This is a genomic window from Novosphingobium sp. BL-S-19, assembly GCF_055521675.1.
The window spans coordinates 1,049,217-1,067,844 of record NZ_CM145497.1; the positions used below are offsets into that span (position 1 = coordinate 1,049,217).

General features: G+C 60.3%; 18 protein-coding genes and 3 pseudogenes. 10 read left to right on the top strand and 11 right to left on the bottom strand.

Features of this window, described 5'->3' with window-relative positions:
* Positions 1 to 37 precede the first annotated feature (37 nt).
* Both ACZ1JV_RS04495 and ACZ1JV_RS04500 read left to right on the top strand, forming a co-directional pair.
* A pseudogene (locus tag ACZ1JV_RS04495) lies at positions 38 to 172 on the top strand (Rieske 2Fe-2S domain-containing protein); the annotation flags it as partial.
* A 69-nt stretch (positions 173 to 241) separates the two neighbouring features.
* Positions 242 to 982: a hypothetical protein gene (locus ACZ1JV_RS04500; RefSeq protein ID WP_465149776.1), complete on the top strand. Its 741-nt coding sequence runs from the start codon at positions 242 to 244 to the stop codon at positions 980 to 982.
* Here the strand turns inward: ACZ1JV_RS04500 and ACZ1JV_RS04505 are convergent.
* Positions 973 to 2,256, bottom strand: a complete 1,284-nt coding sequence (locus ACZ1JV_RS04505) for a F390 synthetase-related protein (protein ID WP_465148539.1) — start codon at positions 2,254 to 2,256, stop codon at positions 973 to 975. The genes ACZ1JV_RS04500 and ACZ1JV_RS04505 overlap by 10 nt on opposite strands.
* 103 nt (positions 2,257 to 2,359) lie before the next feature.
* Between ACZ1JV_RS04505 and ACZ1JV_RS04510 the strand changes: the two genes are divergently transcribed.
* Positions 2,360 to 3,430, top strand: coding sequence for a DUF3419 family protein (locus ACZ1JV_RS04510; RefSeq protein ID WP_465148540.1), 1,071 nt, complete (start codon positions 2,360 to 2,362; stop codon positions 3,428 to 3,430).
* A complete protein-coding gene (locus tag ACZ1JV_RS04515) occupies positions 3,427 to 4,524 on the top strand; it encodes a hypothetical protein (RefSeq protein WP_465148541.1) in 1,098 nt (365 codons plus the stop codon). The genes ACZ1JV_RS04510 and ACZ1JV_RS04515 overlap by 4 nt, the downstream gene beginning before the upstream one ends.
* Positions 4,525 to 4,649: 125 nt before the next feature.
* Here ACZ1JV_RS04515 and ACZ1JV_RS04520 read toward each other — a convergent pair whose 3' ends face one another.
* The 5 genes from ACZ1JV_RS04520 to ACZ1JV_RS04540 are packed head-to-tail and all read right to left on the bottom strand — an operon-like array spanning position 4,650 to position 9,156.
* Positions 4,650 to 5,420 carry an energy transducer TonB family protein gene (locus tag ACZ1JV_RS04520; protein ID WP_465148542.1) on the bottom strand — a complete coding sequence of 257 codons (771 nt, stop codon included), beginning with the start codon at positions 5,418 to 5,420 and terminating at the stop codon, positions 4,650 to 4,652.
* On the bottom strand, positions 5,417 to 5,716 hold the full coding sequence (locus ACZ1JV_RS04525; protein WP_465148543.1) for a hypothetical protein: 300 nt from the start codon (positions 5,714 to 5,716) through the stop codon (positions 5,417 to 5,419). The genes ACZ1JV_RS04520 and ACZ1JV_RS04525 overlap by 4 nt, the downstream gene beginning before the upstream one ends.
* On the bottom strand, positions 5,713 to 6,006 hold the full coding sequence (locus ACZ1JV_RS04530) for a DUF3325 domain-containing protein (protein ID WP_465148544.1): 294 nt from the start codon (positions 6,004 to 6,006) through the stop codon (positions 5,713 to 5,715). The genes ACZ1JV_RS04525 and ACZ1JV_RS04530 overlap by 4 nt, the downstream gene beginning before the upstream one ends.
* Positions 6,003 to 7,568, bottom strand: a complete 1,566-nt coding sequence (locus ACZ1JV_RS04535) for a PepSY-associated TM helix domain-containing protein (protein WP_465148545.1) — start codon at positions 7,566 to 7,568, stop codon at positions 6,003 to 6,005. The genes ACZ1JV_RS04530 and ACZ1JV_RS04535 overlap by 4 nt, the downstream gene beginning before the upstream one ends.
* 4 nt (positions 7,569 to 7,572) lie before the next feature.
* Positions 7,573 to 9,156 carry a TonB-dependent siderophore receptor gene (locus ACZ1JV_RS04540; RefSeq protein WP_465148546.1) on the bottom strand — a complete coding sequence of 528 codons (1,584 nt, stop codon included), beginning with the start codon at positions 9,154 to 9,156 and terminating at the stop codon, positions 7,573 to 7,575.
* A 70-nt stretch (positions 9,157 to 9,226) separates the two neighbouring features.
* Between ACZ1JV_RS04540 and ACZ1JV_RS04545 the strand changes: the two genes are divergently transcribed.
* The gene (locus tag ACZ1JV_RS04545) at positions 9,227 to 9,709 is read left to right on the top strand and encodes a hemagglutinin repeat-containing protein (RefSeq protein WP_465148547.1); all 483 of its coding nucleotides are present in this window, start codon (positions 9,227 to 9,229) and stop codon (positions 9,707 to 9,709) included.
* 26 nt (positions 9,710 to 9,735) lie between these two features.
* On the opposite strand, the gene ACZ1JV_RS04550 is transcribed toward ACZ1JV_RS04545, so the two are convergent.
* Positions 9,736 to 9,963 (bottom strand): hypothetical protein, encoded by a 228-nt coding sequence (locus tag ACZ1JV_RS04550; protein WP_465148548.1) that lies wholly within the window; start codon positions 9,961 to 9,963, stop codon positions 9,736 to 9,738.
* 75 nt (positions 9,964 to 10,038) lie between these two features.
* Between ACZ1JV_RS04550 and ACZ1JV_RS04555 the strand changes: the two are divergent.
* A pseudogene (locus tag ACZ1JV_RS04555) lies at positions 10,039 to 10,856 on the top strand (IS5 family transposase).
* Between the two features lie 400 nt (positions 10,857 to 11,256).
* On the opposite strand, the gene ACZ1JV_RS04560 reads toward ACZ1JV_RS04555, so the two are convergent.
* Positions 11,257 to 11,616, bottom strand: coding sequence for an EndoU domain-containing protein (locus ACZ1JV_RS04560; protein ID WP_465149777.1), 360 nt, complete (start codon positions 11,614 to 11,616; stop codon positions 11,257 to 11,259).
* Complete coding sequence (locus tag ACZ1JV_RS04565) at positions 11,499 to 13,076, bottom strand: hypothetical protein (protein ID WP_465148549.1); 1,578 nt, start codon at positions 13,074 to 13,076, stop codon at positions 11,499 to 11,501. The genes ACZ1JV_RS04560 and ACZ1JV_RS04565 overlap by 118 nt, the downstream gene beginning before the upstream one ends.
* Positions 13,077 to 13,303: 227 nt before the next feature.
* Here ACZ1JV_RS04565 and ACZ1JV_RS04570 point away from each other — a divergent pair.
* Positions 13,304 to 14,121: pseudogene (locus ACZ1JV_RS04570) on the top strand (IS5 family transposase).
* A gap of 517 nt (positions 14,122 to 14,638) precedes the next feature.
* On the opposite strand, the gene ACZ1JV_RS04575 reads toward ACZ1JV_RS04570, so the two are convergent.
* Both ACZ1JV_RS04575 and ACZ1JV_RS04580 read right to left on the bottom strand, forming a co-directional pair.
* Entirely contained in the window at positions 14,639 to 15,655 is a 1,017-nt protein-coding gene (locus tag ACZ1JV_RS04575) for an IS110 family RNA-guided transposase (protein ID WP_465149778.1), read from the bottom strand.
* A gap of 260 nt (positions 15,656 to 15,915) precedes the next feature.
* Entirely contained in the window at positions 15,916 to 16,623 is a 708-nt protein-coding gene (locus ACZ1JV_RS04580; RefSeq protein ID WP_465148550.1) for a DUF899 family protein, read from the bottom strand.
* Positions 16,624 to 16,763: 140 nt separating this feature from the next.
* Between ACZ1JV_RS04580 and ACZ1JV_RS04585 the strand changes: the two genes are divergently transcribed.
* The 3 genes from ACZ1JV_RS04585 (at position 16,764) to ACZ1JV_RS04595 (ending at position 18,591) form a co-directional block, all read left to right on the top strand.
* Positions 16,764 to 17,252 carry a VOC family protein gene (locus tag ACZ1JV_RS04585; protein ID WP_465148551.1) on the top strand — a complete coding sequence of 163 codons (489 nt, stop codon included), beginning with the start codon at positions 16,764 to 16,766 and terminating at the stop codon, positions 17,250 to 17,252.
* 409 nt (positions 17,253 to 17,661) lie between these two features.
* Positions 17,662 to 17,955 (top strand): hypothetical protein, encoded by a 294-nt coding sequence (locus tag ACZ1JV_RS04590; RefSeq protein ID WP_465148552.1) that lies wholly within the window; start codon positions 17,662 to 17,664, stop codon positions 17,953 to 17,955.
* A 24-nt stretch (positions 17,956 to 17,979) separates the two neighbouring features.
* Positions 17,980 to 18,591, top strand: a complete 612-nt coding sequence (locus ACZ1JV_RS04595) for a hypothetical protein (RefSeq protein ID WP_465148553.1) — start codon at positions 17,980 to 17,982, stop codon at positions 18,589 to 18,591.
* Positions 18,592 to 18,628 lie beyond the last annotated feature (37 nt).

Genomic DNA, 18,628 nt, shown 5'->3' on the forward strand with positions numbered 1-18,628 from the left:
GCACGAGGTTGGCGCAAAGCCGCTTGCAGTCACGCTGATGGACCGTCCTCTGGTCTTGTTCCGAAGCGGGGGCGGGTTGGCTCTGCTCGAAGATCGTTGCCCGCATCGTAACGTGCCGCTTTCGCGGGGGCGGATCCTGGGGCAGGAGCACGGTGCCGGAAAAGCGGGGAGCCTGATCGAATGCCCCTACCATGGTTGGCGCTTCGATGCGCAAGGGCGTTGCGCTTCGATAGCCGGTAGCATGACGGCCGCAGGTCACCATGTGGCCGCGCTGCCGGTACGTGAATACGAAGGGCTGGTGTGGACCTCGCTCGCCGAACGACCCGGCGATTTTCCGGATCTTCCATCGGAAGTAAGCGACACCGGCTATGATCGCTTCTGGTGGCGATTGCCTGCATCGCGTGCGGCGATCGGCGATGCGATCGAGAATTTGCTGGACCCGGTCCATGCCTATTTCCTCCATCCCGGCCTGGTGCGTCGTTCCCGCGAACCGCACGGGGTGGAGATCGACTTTGCGGTTATGGCCGATCTGGCCACAGCGTGCTATACCGAACCGCGCGAAGGCATGACCCTGCTGCAGAAGATCACCGAAGGTGACCGCACGGTTTCCTGGGGGCGCTATCGCCCGCCGGCGCAGGTCCAGATCGCTTTCGAGGACAGGCAGGGCATTCACGCTTCGATTTCCGTGGTCTTTTCGCCCGTCTCGGCGGAACGGACACGGCCCTACGCCTGTTTTTCGACCCGCCGAGGGCGTCTCCCCGCATGGGTGAAGCGCATGATGATCGTTGGTTTCCATCGCCGTGTGCTGTCGCAGGACATTGCCATGTTGGAACTTCAGGCGGATTGGCGCAGCCGTTTCGATGGCCGGGCGGACTATCACCACGGTCCGTTGGATATGTTCGGGCCCGTGATCTGGGCGGGCCTCAACGGTATTCCACTTGAACCGGAATGCCGCCAACTGGCGCTGTCCGGTCAGCCTTGAGCCGGTGGCGACCACTGGCGGCTGACCCGCCGCAGCTTGCGCGTGAAGTCGGCGCTCAACCCGCGTATGACAGTGATCTGTGCCGCCAACCCGCGCCGCGCCAGGCAGGCCCGCAGTGCGGCTATGACCTTTGCATCAAGGTCAACGGGCAAATCGGTGTCCAGCGTAATGGCGATCGCGGCGGAACCCGTCTGCACTACGCGAAAATCGCGGATGCGCGGGTCGGCATCGACCAGCGCGTTACGCAGTACGTCCGGCGTAACCAGTTGCAGAGTGTCCGCCGCGTCCGCCAGCAGAAAGGCGTCGTCGCTGCGGCCCTCGATCCGCTTCACCGCCTGAAACGCGCTTCCGCACGGGCAGGGCGCGGGGTCGAGTTCGATCAGGTCATTCATGCGATAGCGGATCATTGCCTGCGCGCGCCGCGTGAAATCGGTGACGATGGGAGAGATCAGCCGTCCGGTAGGATCGGGGCGCGAGAATTCGAAATGGACGACGTCTTCCGCCAGATGCAGCGTGCCGTGTGGGCACGCGACCGCGAAGAGTCCCTCCGTCGCCATGTAGATCTCCCGCACCCGCTGCCAGGTTGCCGTTTCTATGGCGGCACGATCAAGCGGATCCAGCACTTCGGCGCCGGAAAAGATGTGCGTCGCGCGCAGTGCTTTGCGCTCCGCCAGCCAGCGCAGCACTTTGGGCGGCGCTACGATAGTGTCGGGCGCGAAGGCGGACAGGGCATCCACCCAGCTTTCCGGCCCGGCCGCAAGGTCGAAGAAGCGCAAGTCGATCCTGCTGCCGAGCGCGGCGCTTCGATAGAGCCCGGAGAGTGCGGGCAGGGCCAGTGCGACGCGGTGGCGCTGCCACAGCGCATCGGGCAGCGTCTTGGCGAGTATCGTGCCGAGCCAGACGAAGCGCTCGGCTTCGCTGATGACATAGTATCCGCGATTCCCGCTGGTGCCGGTGCTGCAGCCGATCAACAGATCGCCGAGTCGTTCTCGCCCCTCATGCACCGCGGCGCGAACCGCCGGAATCGCAAGGCCGGCACGGTTCATGGTGGCGAAATTGTCCAGCAGGATCGTCTTGTCGATGACCGGCCAGTCCTGAAAAGGTTGGTCGGCAAAGGCGCGGTAGAATGGCAGGTCGTTCGCGGCCTGGCGGCACAACCTCGCCAGTCGCACCTGCTGGTACCGATTGATCGCCGCACGGCTGTTCAGTCGTGCGGCGCGCCAGCGCGCGGCGGAATAGGCCTGGATGACGGTGGAAATCGCGCCGAACTTCATTCCCGTCCCTTGTGCATGGTCGAGACAATTATGGAAAGCATGATCAAATACTTGTCCGCGACCCGTGTGGAATGCCGATTGCCGATCCAGCAGCGAGGGCCGCGTGGCATTCTTTGAGGCGTTGAACTTCACGTCTTCGAACGAGGACGGCGAAACGGAGTTGGCCGCGCTTACGGGCGCGCGACGCATTCTCTGCCTGACGGGCACGGGGACGCGGGTTCTGGACTTGCTGCTTTCCAAAGCGGAGGCGGTGATCGCATTGGATGCGAACCCCGTGCAAAATGCCTTACTGGCGCTGAAAGTCGCAGCGGTTGCGGAACTTGACCGGGACGATTGCCTGGCTTTCCTGGGAATTGCGCAAAGCAAGCAGCGCGGTCCGGCCTACGCCGCGATCCGGCACCGCCTGCCGCCCGATTCCCGCGCCTATTGGGACAGCCGGCCGCGCATGATCGCATCGGGTATTTGGCACGCCGGCAAATGGGAAAAGTTGCTGCGCTGGAACGCGCGCTTCCTTTCGTTGGCCCGCGGACGGGCGATGATCGAACTGATGATGGCCCCCACGGTCGAGCTTCAGGCACGAATATGGAAAAGCCGGTTCGTGCCGGGGCCACTCCAACGGGCAGCAGAGGCTATCGGACGGGATCTCGTTTGGCGGTTGGCCATGCGTGAGCCGGCGGCCGCTTTCCTGCCGGGGGCGAAAGAGGTGAGTGAACGGATGGAGGCCGATTTTGCGCGCGCCGCATCCTCATTCCTGTTCCGGAACAGCGATACGGCCACGCTGGCCATGCGCGGGCGGCACGATCGCGATGGTGCGCTTCCCGTGCACTTACGTGCGGAAAACTATCAAAGCGTCCGCGAAGGGTTGGGCCGCCTGCATATGGTCGAAACCGGTCTGGCCGATCTTGCGATGCTTGACCTTGCGCCTTGCGATGGTTTTTCGCTGTCCGACTTCGGCTCCTATTGTGGCGGGGAGGACTATGCCGCGTGCTGGCGTGGGATCGTCAGTAAGGCGTTACCTGGCGCCCGTTACTGCGAACGCGTGTTCATGAATGAGATGCTGCCCCCATATCCCGAAATCACGATCGATGCGGCGCTTTCGCAGCAACTGTCCTTATCCGATAAGTCGATCATCTATCGCATCCGCACCGGCGCGATTGGCGCCGGCGTGCAATGACGATGCAGGACCTGAACCGCCTTGCGCAGGACTACGTTGCGGCTTTCGCGCGCGATGGCCCGCGCAGTTATATCGCGAACCTCGATACTTCGGTCCGGCTGCATAACTGGGGCGATCATCGCGTGCCGATGACGGTAAATCATGGCGAACGGGGCGGGACTTTCGTTTGTTCGCCACGCGTCGGCTATATCGATTATCCGAAAGAAGAACTGGCACACTTTCCGAACCGCGCCATCGTTCCCGCGCTGCGCACGGTGATTGCTGGTGTCGGTGCGGTGCTTGGTCCGAGCGATGTCGACCGGATCGTCCACATCAACAACTGGATGATGTCCACCAATCTGCCGCGTGCGCTCGATCCCGCCCTGGCCAGCCGGCAGACCCGGCTGTTGGCGGATGCTTACCCCGATCATCTGCTGGCCATGCGATCGCTGACATGGCGGTACAATGCGGACCTGATAAGGGCGCTCGAGGCGGCGGGATGGATTCTGCTTCCGGCCCGCCAGGTTTACCTTGTCGATGATGTGGAGCGAGACAGCTGGCCGCGCCGCGATGTGAAGCGGGACGAGGCGCTGTGGCAAAGCACCGAATACACCTACGAGGAACTGGGGGAGATCGGCGAGGCCGATGCGCAGCGCATCGCGCGGCTTTACGCGATGCTCTATCTTCAGAAGTACTCGACCCTCAACCCGGCCTATACTGCGCGTTTCGTTATGATGACGCAGCGGATCGGCATCATCCGTTATCTGGTTCTGCGCGACGCTGCTGGAATCATCCAGGCATTTGGCGGGATGCATTGGCAGGGTGGACATGCCGCTATGCCACTGCTTGGCTATGACACGGGTGTGGAGCAATCGCGCGGCCTTTATCGCCTCGCATTCCATGCCGGCAGCCGCTTCGCTGCGGAACGGGGCGCTCGGTTCAACATGTCGTCTGGCGCCACCGCTTTTAAGCGGAACAGGGGTTCATACGCGGAGATGGAATTCACAGGATTCTTCATTGGGCATCTGCCGATGAAGCGACGTCTGCCGTTCTCAATCCTGAGACATGTCGCCGATCGAATTGGCGTGCCGATGTTGCGAAAATACAATTTGTGAAAACGCCGGCAGCAGGATGATGTCGATCACTTTAGTATAACCTGAATAGTTTGACCCTGTCGCGAGGCGAGAGGCACGCTTCGGGGAAGCAGATCAAACCGTCTGGCTGCGGCATGGCGCGCTTGTTAACGCATGAAAAACTCGACCGGCACCACCAGTTCGATGGCCTCACCCTTCACGTCCTCAGGAGGCCTGGGCAGGGGTTGTGCGCGTTTGGGTAGGGAGAGCGCTTCCTGATCGAGCGAGCGGAAACCGGACGAGCGCTCCAAGGTGACGGTCAGCACCTTGCCCAGTCGGTTCATCGTGAAGCGGATATAGGGCACGCCCTGCTGGCGAGCAAAATGGGCATCGCGCGGATAGCGCTTCACTTTGTCGAGCGCGGCAAGGACCAAGCCCTGCCAAGTCGGCTTGCCACTCGACATCTGCGGGGCCGGTGGCGCGGGTTTGCTGACCGGCGCGGTGGTCTCCTTGATTGGGGGGCCGGGATCGGGCGGGGCGACTGGCGCAGGCGGTGCTGCCGTCACGATGTTCGCGCTCGGCAGGACGATCTTCGGGGTTTCGATCTCGGGCCTATCCGGCTGCGGAACGGGCTTTTCCTTTTGCACCTGTTCCGGACCCGGCGGGACCTCCCGGAACGGCTCTGGCGGCGCAGCAGGCGGGGCGACGTTGAAGGCCGTGAGTGTCGCTTGCATCGGCGGGGCAGTGTAGGTCTGCCACGTCAGGAGCAGTCCGGCGAGGATCGCGAGGCCAACCCCGCCCGTTCCGCCAAGCCCGATCAGCCGCGTGCCGAGCGACGCGGGTTGGTCGGCATAGCGAAGGGACGAAACGGCCGGTTCGGGCACCAATGGCCCAGGATGGATAATCGGACGCTGACGTGCGGCGAGAGACGTGGTCATGGCAGTCGTCCGGCGGGTAGGGCAAGAATTGCGAGACCACACAGCCCGCTGAAAACGAGCAGCCAGAACCATGCTCGCGCCGGACTGGGGGCATGGAACACCGCCATCGAAACGGCAGCGAAAATGGCGAAACTGGTCAGTGTCGTTCCGGTGACGGCCTCCACTGCATCGACGCCAAGGCGCACCATCGCGCGTGAGGCGGCAACGGTCAGCAACGATGTCAGCGCGTAGGCGCCCAGCGTTCCCGCGAGCGCTCTGGCGGTCGTAGACCAGCGCGTGGATGCGAGCGTTTTCATGGCCGCACCTTACGCATGATCCACTCGCGATTGGTCTGCCCGGTGACGACAACAAGGCTCGCAAGCGTCAGCCAGCCGAACCAGACGACAGCGCCGTAGCCCCAGCCCAACCGTGATCCGGCGTGCAGGAAGGCGAAAGCGAGCAGGCCAAAGCCGCTGCAGCGCAGACGGCGGGAGAAAGGCAGTTTCAATTTGCGTCGTAGCCAGTCCTGCTGGTGGCGAGCCATGGCCATCAGCAGCAGAACAAAGCCGCCGAGACAGAGGATGAAGACGGCAAAGTGATGGATCATGTCATGCTCTCCGTGCCAGCGCGCGATTGGCGGAGGGAACCCTTCGCCTTACGGTTTGCGAGGCGCCATGCCGCAAAGGCCAGCAGACCTGAGGAAGTCAGCATCATCAGATCGAAGCAGGCAAAGACCGGGTCGCCCGCGATCAGGCTCGGCATCAGTCCGCGTGACGTGGTGAGCTCATTGACGAGGGGAACCAGCGCGTAAAGCGCGGCAGACGCCGCCAGTGTCTCGATCCAGGCCCGTGCTGCCGGCCGCGCCAGCGTCCATGCGAGGACGCTGGCCCATACCAGAAACAGGCCATCGATCTCCCATTCGCCGCGCGAAGCGAGGTCCAATGGCAGCAGGCGATTGGCGAGGAAGTAGCCGGCGATCCCTGCGATGGGGCCGACCAGCATGCCTATGTTGAGCCGCTCCACCAGACGAAAGCCGAAATAGGGGCACGCGGGGTCGGGGAGGCGCGGTCGGCGTTTGACGGTCCACAGGACGAGGCCGGTGCCGACCATAGCGGTGCCTAGCGTTCCCGAAACGAAGTAGAGCCAGCGCAGGCCCGTCTCCGCGAAAGTGCCGAGATGGAGCTGGATCATCACCTCCTGCGTCACGCGTGCGACGCCTAGTGCCGGCGCACGGTAGAGCAGGCGACCATCATGGGCGGACAGGATCAAGCGCGGCGAGGGCGAACCCAACTGGTCGCGCAGGGCATAGACCGATACCGTCGCGTCAGCATCGCCGGGATGGTCGATCGACAGGCCGCCGACGTGCCCGCCCTGCCACAGCGCTTCTGCCTTTGCGGCAAGCTGCGGAAGGGGAAGCATTTCGCCGGCACGGCCCGATACCGGAAATTCCGGAGCGTCGGGATAGGCAGCCGCGTTGAATGCCTTGCGTCCGGGGAACTGCGCATCGAGCGCCCAGGGCATGATCGTGAAAAGCAGTGCGGCAAGCCCGGTATAGGTGATCATCAGATGGAACGGCAGCGCAAGCACGGCTGTCACGTTGTGGCTGTCGAGCCAACTGCGTTGACCTTTCCAGAACCGCAGCGTGAAGAAATCCGCGAAAATCTTCTTGTGCGTGACCACGCCCGATAAAATCGCGACCAGCATCGCCAGCGCGGCGATCGATACGAGGCTGCGCGCCCAGAGGCGCGGTATCGCGTAGAGGTCGTAGTGAAAGCGATAGAGGAAGTTGCCGCCCTGCGTGTCGCGCACTTTCACTTCGCGGCCGGTGGCGGGATCGAGCGTGGCCTTGCCTTCTCCTTCTGGCCCCTCCCATGAGACACGCACGACCTGTCCGCCGCGCGCGGGTAGCGAGACGGTCCATTCCTGCGCGCCGGTTGCCCGGTCGCGCAGGAGTGTGTCGGCCGCTGCCAGCGCCTCGTTCGGCAGCGCCCGAGATGACTGGAGGCCAGAGGACATTTCCGGTCGCATCCAGCGCGAAATCTCCTGCTGGAAATAGGCTGTCGTCCCGAACAGGAAGATCAGGAACAGCAGCCATCCCGGCAGCAACCCCACCCATGTGTGGAGCGCCGCCATCGACTGGCGAAAGCCCGGAGATTTCGCGCCCGGCATCGCCTCAGTAGTTCCCGCGCAGGGTCACCATGAAGTTGCGGGGATTGCCGTAAGTCGCCGCGCTGCTGGTGGAGACGCGGTAGGTCTCGTTGGCAAGGTTATCGATATAGATGCCAAGCGTCAGGTGACGGTCGATCTCGTAGTCGGCACTGGCGCCGATCACGGCATAGCCCTTGCGCAAATCGCTGTTACCGAACACCCGGACACCGCCGCCCAGACGCAGACCTTCGAGTGCGCCGGGAAGCTGGTAGGTGCTCCATACGCGGGCCGAATGCTTGGGCGCCCAGAGCAGGATCGGCGTGCCATCGTCTTCCTTGTTCTTGGTGACGTTGAAGGTATAGCCCGCCGAAATCTGCCAGCTGCGCGTCAGCGCGCCTTTCAGTTCGGCGTCGAAGCCCTTGCTGGTCTGAAGCTTCGCCACCCGCTGCATGTAAGTGGTGCCATAGCCGGGAATGACGGCCTGCCCCTGCTCCTCGTCATTCACATAGACGTTGTTTTTCTCGATATAGAATACCGAGACGGCGGCCTGAAGCGCCCCTCCGGCCAGATCGCCCTTGACGCCTGCTTCGTAGTTGCGGCCGGTGGTCGGCTTGTCCGAATAGGTGATCTTGGTCGGGTCTTCGTTCCACTGACCGATCGGCACGATGTTCTGCATCGGCTCGAATATCTGCGAGTAGCTGGCATAGGCCGTCCAGTCGCGAGAGAAGTCGTAGGTCGCGGCGGCGTAAGGCACGAACTTGCCGATGGACTGGCCGCGGAAATTCTCATTGCGGCTGTAACGCCCGCCGACGATCAGCTTGACCGGATCCGCCAGATGCATGCCCAGCGTGCCCCAGAAGCCATAGCGCGTGGTATCCCAGCCGTTGTCGCCATAGACGCTGCCCCATTCGCCATAGCCGCTCCACGTCGCGATCTCGGCCTTGGTGGGCTTGGCGTAGCGGTAGTAGGTCAGGTATTCCTCGACCGTGACCCCGGCGATGCCGCCGATGGGATTGGTCGAATTGGCTTGACTGCGCGACCAGTTGGCACCGACCGCAACATCGTGCTGCTGGCCGAACAGGGTGAACTTGCCCTTGAGGTTGGCGTCCAGCAGGGTCTGGTTGGCATGGCCGTGCGACATCCAGCGCATGAAGTAGCCGCTGGGTGTCTCGGCATCCGAATTGATGCCGATGCCGTAGTAACCGTAGAGTTCGTTGGAATCGGTCTCGTTGCGGGTGGCGTTGACGGTCAGGTTCCAGTCGGCGCTGAAATCGTGGCTGACTTTGGCGAAGTACTGAAGCGTTTGCGCCTTGTCGTAAGCCCATTCGGGCATCCACGAATCCCGCTTGGACAGAATCGGCAGGTTCTCCGGGGTGCCAAGGCTGCCCGCGCGCCATGCCAGCGTGCGTTCGTACTTCTGGGCGTTGAGATCGTCATAGCTCAGGCCCGCAGACAACGTGGTGTCGGGCGTGACATCCCACTCGATGATGCCGTAGCCGAACTTGTCCTTGGTATAGGCGCCGGTGAAATAGGAATCGGCGTCCTGCCAGCCCGCAACCACGCGCGCGCGCAATGTGCCGGACTGGTTGAGCGGCGCGACTGCAATCAACGGCGCGTCGAGTATCCAAAGCTCCGTCCGGTCGGTGATGAACGGACTGACCAATACTGCAGGCGTATCGATGAGCCTTGGTTTCTCTTCGTCGCGCTCGAAGACGACCTCACATGAAACACTCGCTAACGGGTCAATGATCGCTGGCGACAACGTCGCCGTGGTCGCCACCGATGGAAATTTGGCGATCACCGGGTCCACTGTCACCGGCGAGCAATCTGTCTCCTTGGCGGCTAGCGGGGAAATCCTCGTAAATTCGGCACTCAATGAGTCGAGCCAAAACTGGTCATCCCATTCATCGGGTGCCAGCCTCGGGCTCTCGATTGGCGTGGGCATCGTGGGTGGAGCGAGTGCAGGGGCGAGCGCTAGTCTCTCATCGAATAGCGGTTCTGGGCTGTCGACGCAGAGTACAAATACCAACAGCGTGATCGACGGTGGGAACCAGCTAACAATTGTTTCGGGGGGTAATACCAGCCTCGTTGGTGCCAACGCCAGCGCGACAAATGTCACTGTTCGCACGGGAGGTGATCTGATTGTTGCTAGGCGGCGTTGACAAATTAAGGGTGCGAGGCTCGGCGTTTATCTGGGTTGATCGCCCGTCGCAAATTGCACGACGAAGAACAGCACTGCGCACCCGCACCAAAAGATCGCCCATGCCGTGAAGGCCCTGCGGAACGTCGATGGGTATTCCGGTTTTTGGATGAACCAGACAAAGATATAGGGGCACCAGAGCGTCAGAAAGCCCATGACCGCCAGCTTCAATGTCGATGCCTTGGGCACAGCTTCGTCTATTGGCGTGGCTATCATAGGCACCTTATCTCGGAAAGCAGCGGCTTTCGCAATCGAACCGCTGGAAAGGCGCGCAGCGATTGACGTAAGGCGATGAAGTTGATTCAAGGCTGCTTTTTGGAGGCAGGCTTGAGCAGGGGCGATCTTACCGAGGCGGAATGGCGCATCCTAAAGGACTTGCTGCCGATCGAGTCCGAGAACCGTGGCAGAGGCAGGCCGCCCGAGCAGAACCGATCGATCATCAACGGTATTCTTTGGCGGCTTCGCTGCGGTGCTCCGTGGCGCGACGTGCCGCCCAAATACGGCAGTTGGAACACGATCTATCGCCGGTTCCGGCGCTGGAGCGAAGCCGGGGTTTGGGAAATCGTGGCGGTGACGCTGGCCGAGATTATGGCGGACAGCGGCCACTACAGCATCGACAGCACAACAGTCCGCGCCCACGTCTCGGCAGCGGGCGGAAAAGGGGGACTCATCGACGCGCTCTTGGCCGCTCGCGGGGCGGGTTCACCAGTAAGCTTCACTGCCTGGCTGATGCCCTCGGGCGACCGCTTGCCTTCCACCTGACGGTCGGGGAAGCGGCAGACTGCAAGGCGTATGATGCGCTCATAGCTTTGCCCGAGCGCACGCCCGACGCCCTGCTCGCCGACAAGGGCTACGACGCCGATTCCATCCGTGCCGATCTCGCCAAGCGGAAAATCGAGGCCGTCATTCCTGGCCGGTCAAACCGCCGCGTGAAAATCGAACATGACCGGGCGCTCTACGTGCAGCGCAACCGCATTGAGCGCATGTTCGGCCACCTCAAGATCAATCGCGCCATCGCCACCCGCTACGACCAGCTTGCCAACAGCTTCCTCGGCATGGTTCATATCGCTACCGCCAGATACTGGCTCAAATTTGTCCACGCCGCCTAATACGTGTCAATATGGTCTGCATTATATTATATCAATAGTGAATTTTATCTCACAATGCTGCATATAACAAAGCTCATAATATTTTGTAAAAATCACAATATCTATTATCGATATGGAAAATGATTTTTTATCAATAATATCTTCAAATTCCAAGAAGTTCCCGCACTTTTTTATAGCGAAATTCTCCGTCTCGACGACATCGCCATCCGCACAGTCGCGGATTTTCTCAAATACATAGATTCCATATTGGCCCCAAACAGAATCTCCCATGCAAAATGTATGGAGCATCTTCAAGGCATCAGATGTCCCAGAAGCGATTAAAACTGTTTCGTCGCATGAGCGCCCTGATGCCGACGCCCAGTATAAATGACATTGTTCCCTTTGCACTTTCGACCTCGATTCACTGCGGCCAAGCCGGATAGGTTTGAACTACTTCACCCGTCAAAGATTTACGCACAAATATCCTCACGCCAGCGGGTGACATGAGAATCCCTTTATCACCATTCGCGATATTTCCTGCAACCGATGATATTTCATCAAGTATTTTTTCCGAATCCCAATTTTCTGGAAAAAATGTGGAAATTCCTTTTCCTTGAGAACTATTTCCTTTCTCCAAAAGGTTTCCGTTCGGGTCCTCAATTTCTACACGAGCCTGAAAGACGCCGTTACCCGAGGGATCCATTTCAATAGTACTCGTATCGATTTCAACGTTATTAGAATTCGCATAGTGCGCACCGGTCGCCTCCCCCTTTTTATTAATATTTCCATCGATGATATGAGTTTGCTTCGACGCATCGATGTCGGTTCGTGACGAGTCCGGCACATATTTTTCAGGTCGCGCAGGAATAGCACCGTCCCCAAGGCCTGCCTCTGCATCGGCAAGGGCTGCTTGACTACCTGTTTTGGCAGATTGATGGCATCCTGATCGATGGCGCTGATCGTGACCCGTGGCTTGAGGGTGTTTTTAAGGATGCTGCCTGAGAACGTGGTCACGCCCAGAAGCGTACCAGCACCGGCGGTCAGGTTGAGCGCATAGTCCATATCTCCCGGAATCCCACCGAAGCGATCGGTCGTGTCGTCGAGAGTTTCACTGATGCCGCCATCTCGAAGGAACTGATATCCATAGGATCCGGCGTAGGCGCTCACATTCCCCAGCACCTCACCAATCCCGGATTGCTGCAAGAGCAAGTTCGACCCTTGATCCATTCCATAGATCGCGAGGGCTCCCAACGGCCCCTTTACAGCAAGCGAGCCATAATGGATCGCCGTCGCCCAATCAGCGTTATCGTTCAGGAATTCCTGAGCCCCTTCGACGACATCCGCTGTCTTTGTGCCCAGATTTGTAACACCATTGACGGGAATTTCGGGGATCGTTTGCGAGTCCGCGGCCCCATCATTCCTACGATCTGGGTTGTTGGCGGTATAAGACGCGACAAGCGTCGGTATATCAGAAATGCCGTTGCTCTGGGCATATGCGATTAGTTGCCCTTGGAGAGCGACAGCCTTCGAAAGGTACGAATCTGGATCCTCAAACTGCGCGGCAACCTCCGCAAGGTCTCCTTTGTCACCGTATTGAGCATCCGAAGCAATTCTGCCCTTGAGAATGTCAGCTATTTCTTCGGGGCTTTTTCCTTGTAAATCCCGGTCGTTGACCAAAGATGCAAATTGACCATTCTGTGTAACTGTATTGCCCGACACGAGTTGGGTGATGTTTGTAAACAGTGACTCGAGCGCGCCGCTGTCCACCAAGCCATCCGTCAAAGAATGGATCTCGCCCGCGGCCGAACGCACAACCATCAAGGGGTCGTTTGCTAAGGTTTCTACCCCTTGAAGGATGACGCTATTTTTGGTGTCCCCTTTAACGAGTGCCGCAATTTCCTTGATCGCACCTGGATCGATGACCACGTTGAACGAAGTTTCATCGTCCTTTGTGACCACGCTGGTCTGACCAACATCCCGGTTAATGAGATCAAGCGGAGTGCTGCCGTCTGGCGATTTTACCGCAATCGTACCTTGCCCGATGACGCCAAATTGCGTCGCCGCATAATCAGTGCTTGCGTAAGATCCCGACAGTGCCCCAGGCGTAACACTTGCCGTCGATTTGCTAGGCGGCGTTGACAAATTAAGGGTGCGAGGCTCGGCGTTTATCTGGGTTGATCGCCCGTCGCAAATTGCACGACGAAGAACAGCACTGCGCACCCGCACCAAAAGATCGCCCATGCCGTGAAGGCCCTGCGGAACGTCGATGGGTATTCCGGTTTTTGGATGAACCAGACAAAGATATAGGGGCACCAGAGCGTCAGAAAGCCCATGACCGCCAGCTTCAATGTCGATGCCTTGGGCACAGCTTCGTCTATTGGCGTGGCTATCATAGGCACCTTATCTCGGAAAGCAGCGGCTTTCGCAATCGAACCGCTGGAAAGGCGCGCAGCGATTGACGTAAGGCGATGAAGTTGATTCAAGGCTGCTTTTTGGAGGCAGGCTTGAGCAGGGGCGATCTTACCGAGGCGGAATGGCGCATCCTAAAGGACTTGCTGCCGATCGAGTCCGAGAACCGTGGCAGAGGCAGGCCGCCCGAGCAGAACCGATCGATCATCAACGGTATTCTTTGGCGGCTTCGCTGCGGTGCTCCGTGGCGCGACGTGCCGCCCAAATACGGCAGTTGGAACACGATCTATCGCCGGTTCCGGCGCTGGAGCGAAGCCGGGGTTTGGGAAATCGTGGCGGTGACGCTGGCCGAGATTATGGCGGACAGCGGCCACTACAGCATCGACAGCACAACAGTCCGCGCCCACGTCTCGGCAGCGGGCGGAAAAGGGGGACTCATCGACGCGCTCTTGGCCGCTCGCGGGGCGGGTTCACCAGTAAGCTTCACTGCCTGGCTGATGCCCTCGGGCGACCGCTTGCCTTCCACCTGACGGTCGGGGAAGCGGCAGACTGCAAGGCGTATGATGCGCTCATAGCTTTGCCCGAGCGCACGCCCGACGCCCTGCTCGCCGACAAGGGCTACGACGCCGATTCCATCCGTGCCGATCTCGCCAAGCGGAAAATCGAGGCCGTCATTCCTGGCCGGTCAAACCGCCGCGTGAAAATCGAACATGACCGGGCGCTCTACGTGCAGCGCAACCGCATTGAGCGCATGTTCGGCCACCTCAAGATCAATCGCGCCATCGCCACCCGCTACGACCAGCTTGCCAACAGCTTCCTCGGCATGGTTCATATCGCTACCGCCAGATACTGGCTCAAATTTGTCCACGCCGCCTAGGCAAGCTCGACTCTCTGACCAGACATAGCCCTCTTGCCGCGTTACGTTCTAATGCCTCGAACTCGATCCCGCTGACAACGCGGTTATTTTATTTTATGCGCAGCAACTCGCTCTCTGGCCGCGTTGTCTCGTCATACTACGCCTCGTGGATCACAACTGCCGCGCTTGGTGCACCTCATCGGTTAACGACGGGGTGGCATATCCGATGGACTGTATGGGGCGTGATCAGAGAGTTTTGGCATCGTCGTGAATGACATCTGTGGACGCCCCTTCGGATGCAAGCAGTAAATCGGGGTTTGTTGGCACCTAGTCGGATGCTGTCATCTGTCCGGCCTCGATGAGCAGCGCCATATGCTGCGGGCCAGTATGGGAGTTCGCGGACCGGATCCATTTCAGCTATGCGCGCTTGGCTAGCGCTCTGCCATTCCCTGGTTCTTCCAGCCCCGTCTAGCCGACTGTTGTGCCATACCCTCCTTCGACCGCCTACGTCCCCGACGCCTCTGGCCGCTGCCTTGACTTACGCCGTGACCGCTGCCGGAGCTCTGTAATCTTCGTTCTTTGTGAGCAACGCCCAGACCATGCGCGCCATCTTGTTGGCGAGCGCTACCGAGACGAGCATGCGCGGCTTGCGCTCCAGCATCCGCTCAAGCCACGAGCCGGCAGGCGCGCCAAACCAGCATGCCTGGCGTACCATTGAGCTGCCGCAGATGATCAGTAGTCGTCTGATCGTCCGCTCGCCCATCTTCGATATGCTGCCGAGCCGCTGTTTGCCGCCGGTCGAGTGCTGACGGGGGGCGAGGCCAAGCCAAGCCGCGAAGTCGCGACCCTTACGGAACGTCTCGACCGGCGGGGCCAGCGCGATGATGGCGGTCGCAGCGATAGGACCGATCCCTGGAATGGTCATTAGCCGCCTGGCTGCTTCATCCTCCTTGGCACGCTGCGCGATCTCACGGTCCAGCACGGCAACCTGCTTGTCGAGATCGGCCAGCATGTCGACCATGAGCTTGAACATGGGCCGTGCCGCTGCAGGCAGACTTGAAGTCATTTCCTCATCCTCGAGCAGGTCGGCGAGCATTGTCATATGCGCTGTGCCGCGCGGTGCTACCCAACCATACTCCGCTAGGTGCCCGCGAATGGCGTTGATCAACTGAGTGCGCTGCCGCACCGCTAGGTGACGTGTGCGGAACACGAGCCCTGCGGCCTGTTGCTCTTCGCTTTTCACCGCCACGAAGCGCATGCCTGGGCGCTGCGCAGCCTCGGCAATCGCTTCAGCATCAATCGCATCGTTCTTGTTCCGCTTCACGAATGGCTTCACGTAAGATGGCGGGATCAACCGCACATCGTGCCCCATCGTCTGTAGCTGACGCGCCCAATGATGGGCGCCACCGCACGCCTCGAGCGCTACTATGCATACCGGCTGACCTGCGAAGAACTCGAGCAGCTTTGCTCTCGTCAGCTTGCGGCTGAAAACCATCGCACCCCGCTCGTCAGCGCCATGCGCATGGAAAACGTTCTTGGCGATATCCAGACCGATTGTGGTAACGGGAGCAGTCTCTGTGAGGTCGCCACTTCCTTGCCGCTCAAACTCTCATTTTCCGGTTCTTGCTGCGATGGGTCCACTCTTCCCTTCAGGCAGACCAAGACGAGGCGTCCGCGGCTCGGCGGATTTGTAGACGCCTTGGACCCTTGGCAGATTATGATGAAGTGATTTGCCCGTTGAGAGCCGTCGGCGCCAGATACCTCGGCGCCCTTTGTCACGAACGTTCGGGGATCATGGCGAAAACGGGATTAATCTCAATCGTAGGAGTGCTTCGGATACCAATCCGCCCCCCGACCTTCAGGCGTGAGATCGAGTAGGTTCCAGAGCGACGCTATGTCAGGCGCAGTCCGTGGGTCCTGTCCCGGATCGGCTGCCTCCGCCGGCATCTCAGCCGAATAGAAGGCACGCACCGCATCGCCGTCGCGCTGGTATACGACCAAGGCGGGATACTCGTCACCCTCGGGCGTAAGTACACCCAGATCGAGTGCATAATCGTCTCCAACCGTCTGGATGAAATCGAGGTTCCGCCATCCGCGCTCGTCGGCGAAGGCTTGTTGGCGTGCGACCGGGCTGCGACCCAGGATCTTGAGCGCGGCTCGCTGCTTCAAGTCAATGGCGTTACCATCGACGCTTCCCAGCCAGTTCGTGCACATCGGGCAGGGGCGATCACGCTGTGGTCCGAACATCCAGAAGTAGGTGATCAGCGCGTCGTGGTCGCCGAACAGGTCGATCAGTCCGAGATCGACCCCCGCCGCGTCGCGAAAGCGATAGTCCTTCTCGATCAGCGGACCGGGCGGCAGCGCCCTACGATGCTCGGCCAGACGGGTCATCCGGCGTCGAAAATCGATCTCCTCTGCCAGTAGCCTCTCGCGGGCTTCAGAATATTCCGCGCTCTCATTGGGAAACGCCGCCTTGCGATGCTTGGCGAGTTCACCAGCCGGTTTCAAGTTGGCCTCGTCCACCCTCACTCTCCTCGAATAGCGTGCCGGCATCGTTGGACATCGGCGCGTTCCGTTCCGATGTTCTTATAATCACCACGATGTAGCCAAGTTCCTCCCAAGTCTGTCAAGCGTGCACTAACAGCGTCGATCTAGGCTTGATCGTGAAACCGACTGACACCTATGGTGTTTTGTTCACGGCCATTTGGCGATCGATCGAAGAGGCGAGCATGCAGCAGCAGGTCTCCGTCATTACCCTGGGCATTCGCGACCTTGAGCAGTCGAAGCGCTTCTATAACGGTGGCTTCGGATGGAAGCCGGTCTTCGAGAACGAGGAGATCGCATTCTACCAGATGAACGGGTTCGTGTTTGGGACTTGGCTCCAAACCAAGCTGGAGGAGGATATGACCCGCAGCGGACTACACCGGCCCGGCGCGTTCGCCCTCGCCCATAACGTGTCGTCCAAGGAAGAGGTGAAGTCGGTCATCGCGCGACTGGCCGGGGCGGGCGGCAAGATATTGCGCGAACCGGACTCGCCGGAGCACGGTGGATTTCGGGGTTACGTCGCGGATCCAGACGACAACGCATGGGAGATTGCCTGGAACCCGGCCTGGGAAATCGACGAGCGGGGCCTCGTAACTTTCGGATCCTGAACACAGCCCCATGATAGGGCGCTCACCTGTTGGCAATGCTGGCGCTCGGACTACATTACGGACCAGAAACCTCTTCCCATACTCCACTAGCACGTCGGCAATCGCCCTGTGCTCTGGCGGTGGCGCCGGCTCGGCGTTCACCCTGGTCAAGAAGCGGGCGTTGAAGGAGCATCCTTGCCGAGCACTCAACAGCAGGAGAATGGCGGGTTCTGGTCATTTTAGGCATCCAGAATGCGTAAGCGGACGGGCTCCTCCTCGGAACGGAAAATCGGGGCTTGAACGGCAAAGACGGGGGCGGAAGCCCCTCTGCAGCAGGAACCGACGAGACGGCAAAACGTTTCTCCGCTGCGACCTCTCCGGGCAACCAACAACGCAGGAATTCGTTAGGTCAGCAGAGAGGAGAAACACCATGAAAATCGTAATTGCCGCGGCACTTGCTGCCGCGCTGGGGTCTTCTGCTGCCTACGCGCAGTCCCACAACCCCGCGGTTAAGGACCCCACTGTAGCCACCACCCGAAACGCTGCGAAGGGGCACAACTCTTTCACAGAGGATCAGGCTCGGGGTCGGATTGCCAAGGCCGGCTACACGAACATCGGCAAGCTTACACAAAATGAGAATGGCGTCTGGCAGGGAAAGGCCATGCGGCACGGCAAGCCCGTGATGGTTGCACTCGATTACAAGGGCAATGTCACCGTCCACTGACCCCCACCAGCGCGGAGAAAGATCATGACAAAGACAATCACTCGTCTCTTCGACAATTATGCGGATGCCGCAGAGGCAATTCGCGAGCTTGAAAGCATTGGCGTGCCCCGCGACGACATCAGTGTCATCGCCAACAATGCTCATGGAGAACACGTCCGCGAGGGTGTGAGCGAGGGCGGTGCAGTCGCTGCAGGCACCTCCGCCGGCGCCGTGCTGGGTGGTGCTGGCGGCGTTCTTGCTGGATTGGGGATGTTGGCCATTCCTGGCCTCGGACCGATCGTTGCTGCGGGGTGGCTGGCCGCTGCAGCGGTTGGTGCAGGTGTTGGCGCGGTGGGCGGCGCAGCAGCTGGTGGTATCGTCGGTGCACTCACGCACGCCGGACACAGCGACGAAGAGGCGCAGGTCTATTCCGAGGGCGTGCGCCGCGGCGGAGTGCTGCTCAGTGCAAAGGTTGACGATGCCGAAGTGGATCGCGCCAATGCCGTAGTCGATACCGTCGGTTCCGTCGATATTGCCGCACGCGGAGCCAGCTACCGGGAAAGTGGTTGGACGCGATTCGACGAAAATGCTCCTGCCTACACGCCTGAGGAGGTCGAACAGGAAAGGGTGCGATACGGGCTCTCGCCTCGCTATTGATTGACCCACTCAAGCGGATAACTTGATCCCGGACTGT

Bases quoted from the DNA above. Each gene is read 5' to 3' on its own strand.
- ACZ1JV_RS04590 (WP_465148552.1), top strand. From the start codon at position 17,662: ATGAAAATCGTAATTGCCGCGGCACTTGCTGCCGCGCTGGGGTCTTCT.
- ACZ1JV_RS04505 (WP_465148539.1), bottom strand. From the start codon at position 2,256: ATGAAGTTCGGCGCGATTTCCACCGTCATCCAGGCCTATTCCGCCGCG.
- ACZ1JV_RS04595 (WP_465148553.1), top strand. From the start codon at position 17,980: ATGACAAAGACAATCACTCGTCTCTTCGACAATTATGCGGATGCCGCA.
- ACZ1JV_RS04545 (WP_465148547.1), top strand. From the start codon at position 9,227: ATGAGCCTTGGTTTCTCTTCGTCGCGCTCGAAGACGACCTCACATGAA.
- ACZ1JV_RS04565 (WP_465148549.1), bottom strand. From the start codon at position 13,076: ATGGGCGATCTTTTGGTGCGGGTGCGCAGTGCTGTTCTTCGTCGTGCA.
- ACZ1JV_RS04530 (WP_465148544.1), bottom strand. From the start codon at position 6,006: ATGATCCATCACTTTGCCGTCTTCATCCTCTGTCTCGGCGGCTTTGTT.
- ACZ1JV_RS04520 (WP_465148542.1), bottom strand. From the start codon at position 5,420: ATGACCACGTCTCTCGCCGCACGTCAGCGTCCGATTATCCATCCTGGG.
- ACZ1JV_RS04550 (WP_465148548.1), bottom strand. From the start codon at position 9,963: ATGATAGCCACGCCAATAGACGAAGCTGTGCCCAAGGCATCGACATTG.
- ACZ1JV_RS04525 (WP_465148543.1), bottom strand. From the start codon at position 5,716: ATGAAAACGCTCGCATCCACGCGCTGGTCTACGACCGCCAGAGCGCTC.
- ACZ1JV_RS04535 (WP_465148545.1), bottom strand. From the start codon at position 7,568: ATGCCGGGCGCGAAATCTCCGGGCTTTCGCCAGTCGATGGCGGCGCTC.
- ACZ1JV_RS04500 (WP_465149776.1), top strand. From the start codon at position 242: ATGACGGCCGCAGGTCACCATGTGGCCGCGCTGCCGGTACGTGAATAC.
- ACZ1JV_RS04515 (WP_465148541.1), top strand. From the start codon at position 3,427: ATGACGATGCAGGACCTGAACCGCCTTGCGCAGGACTACGTTGCGGCT.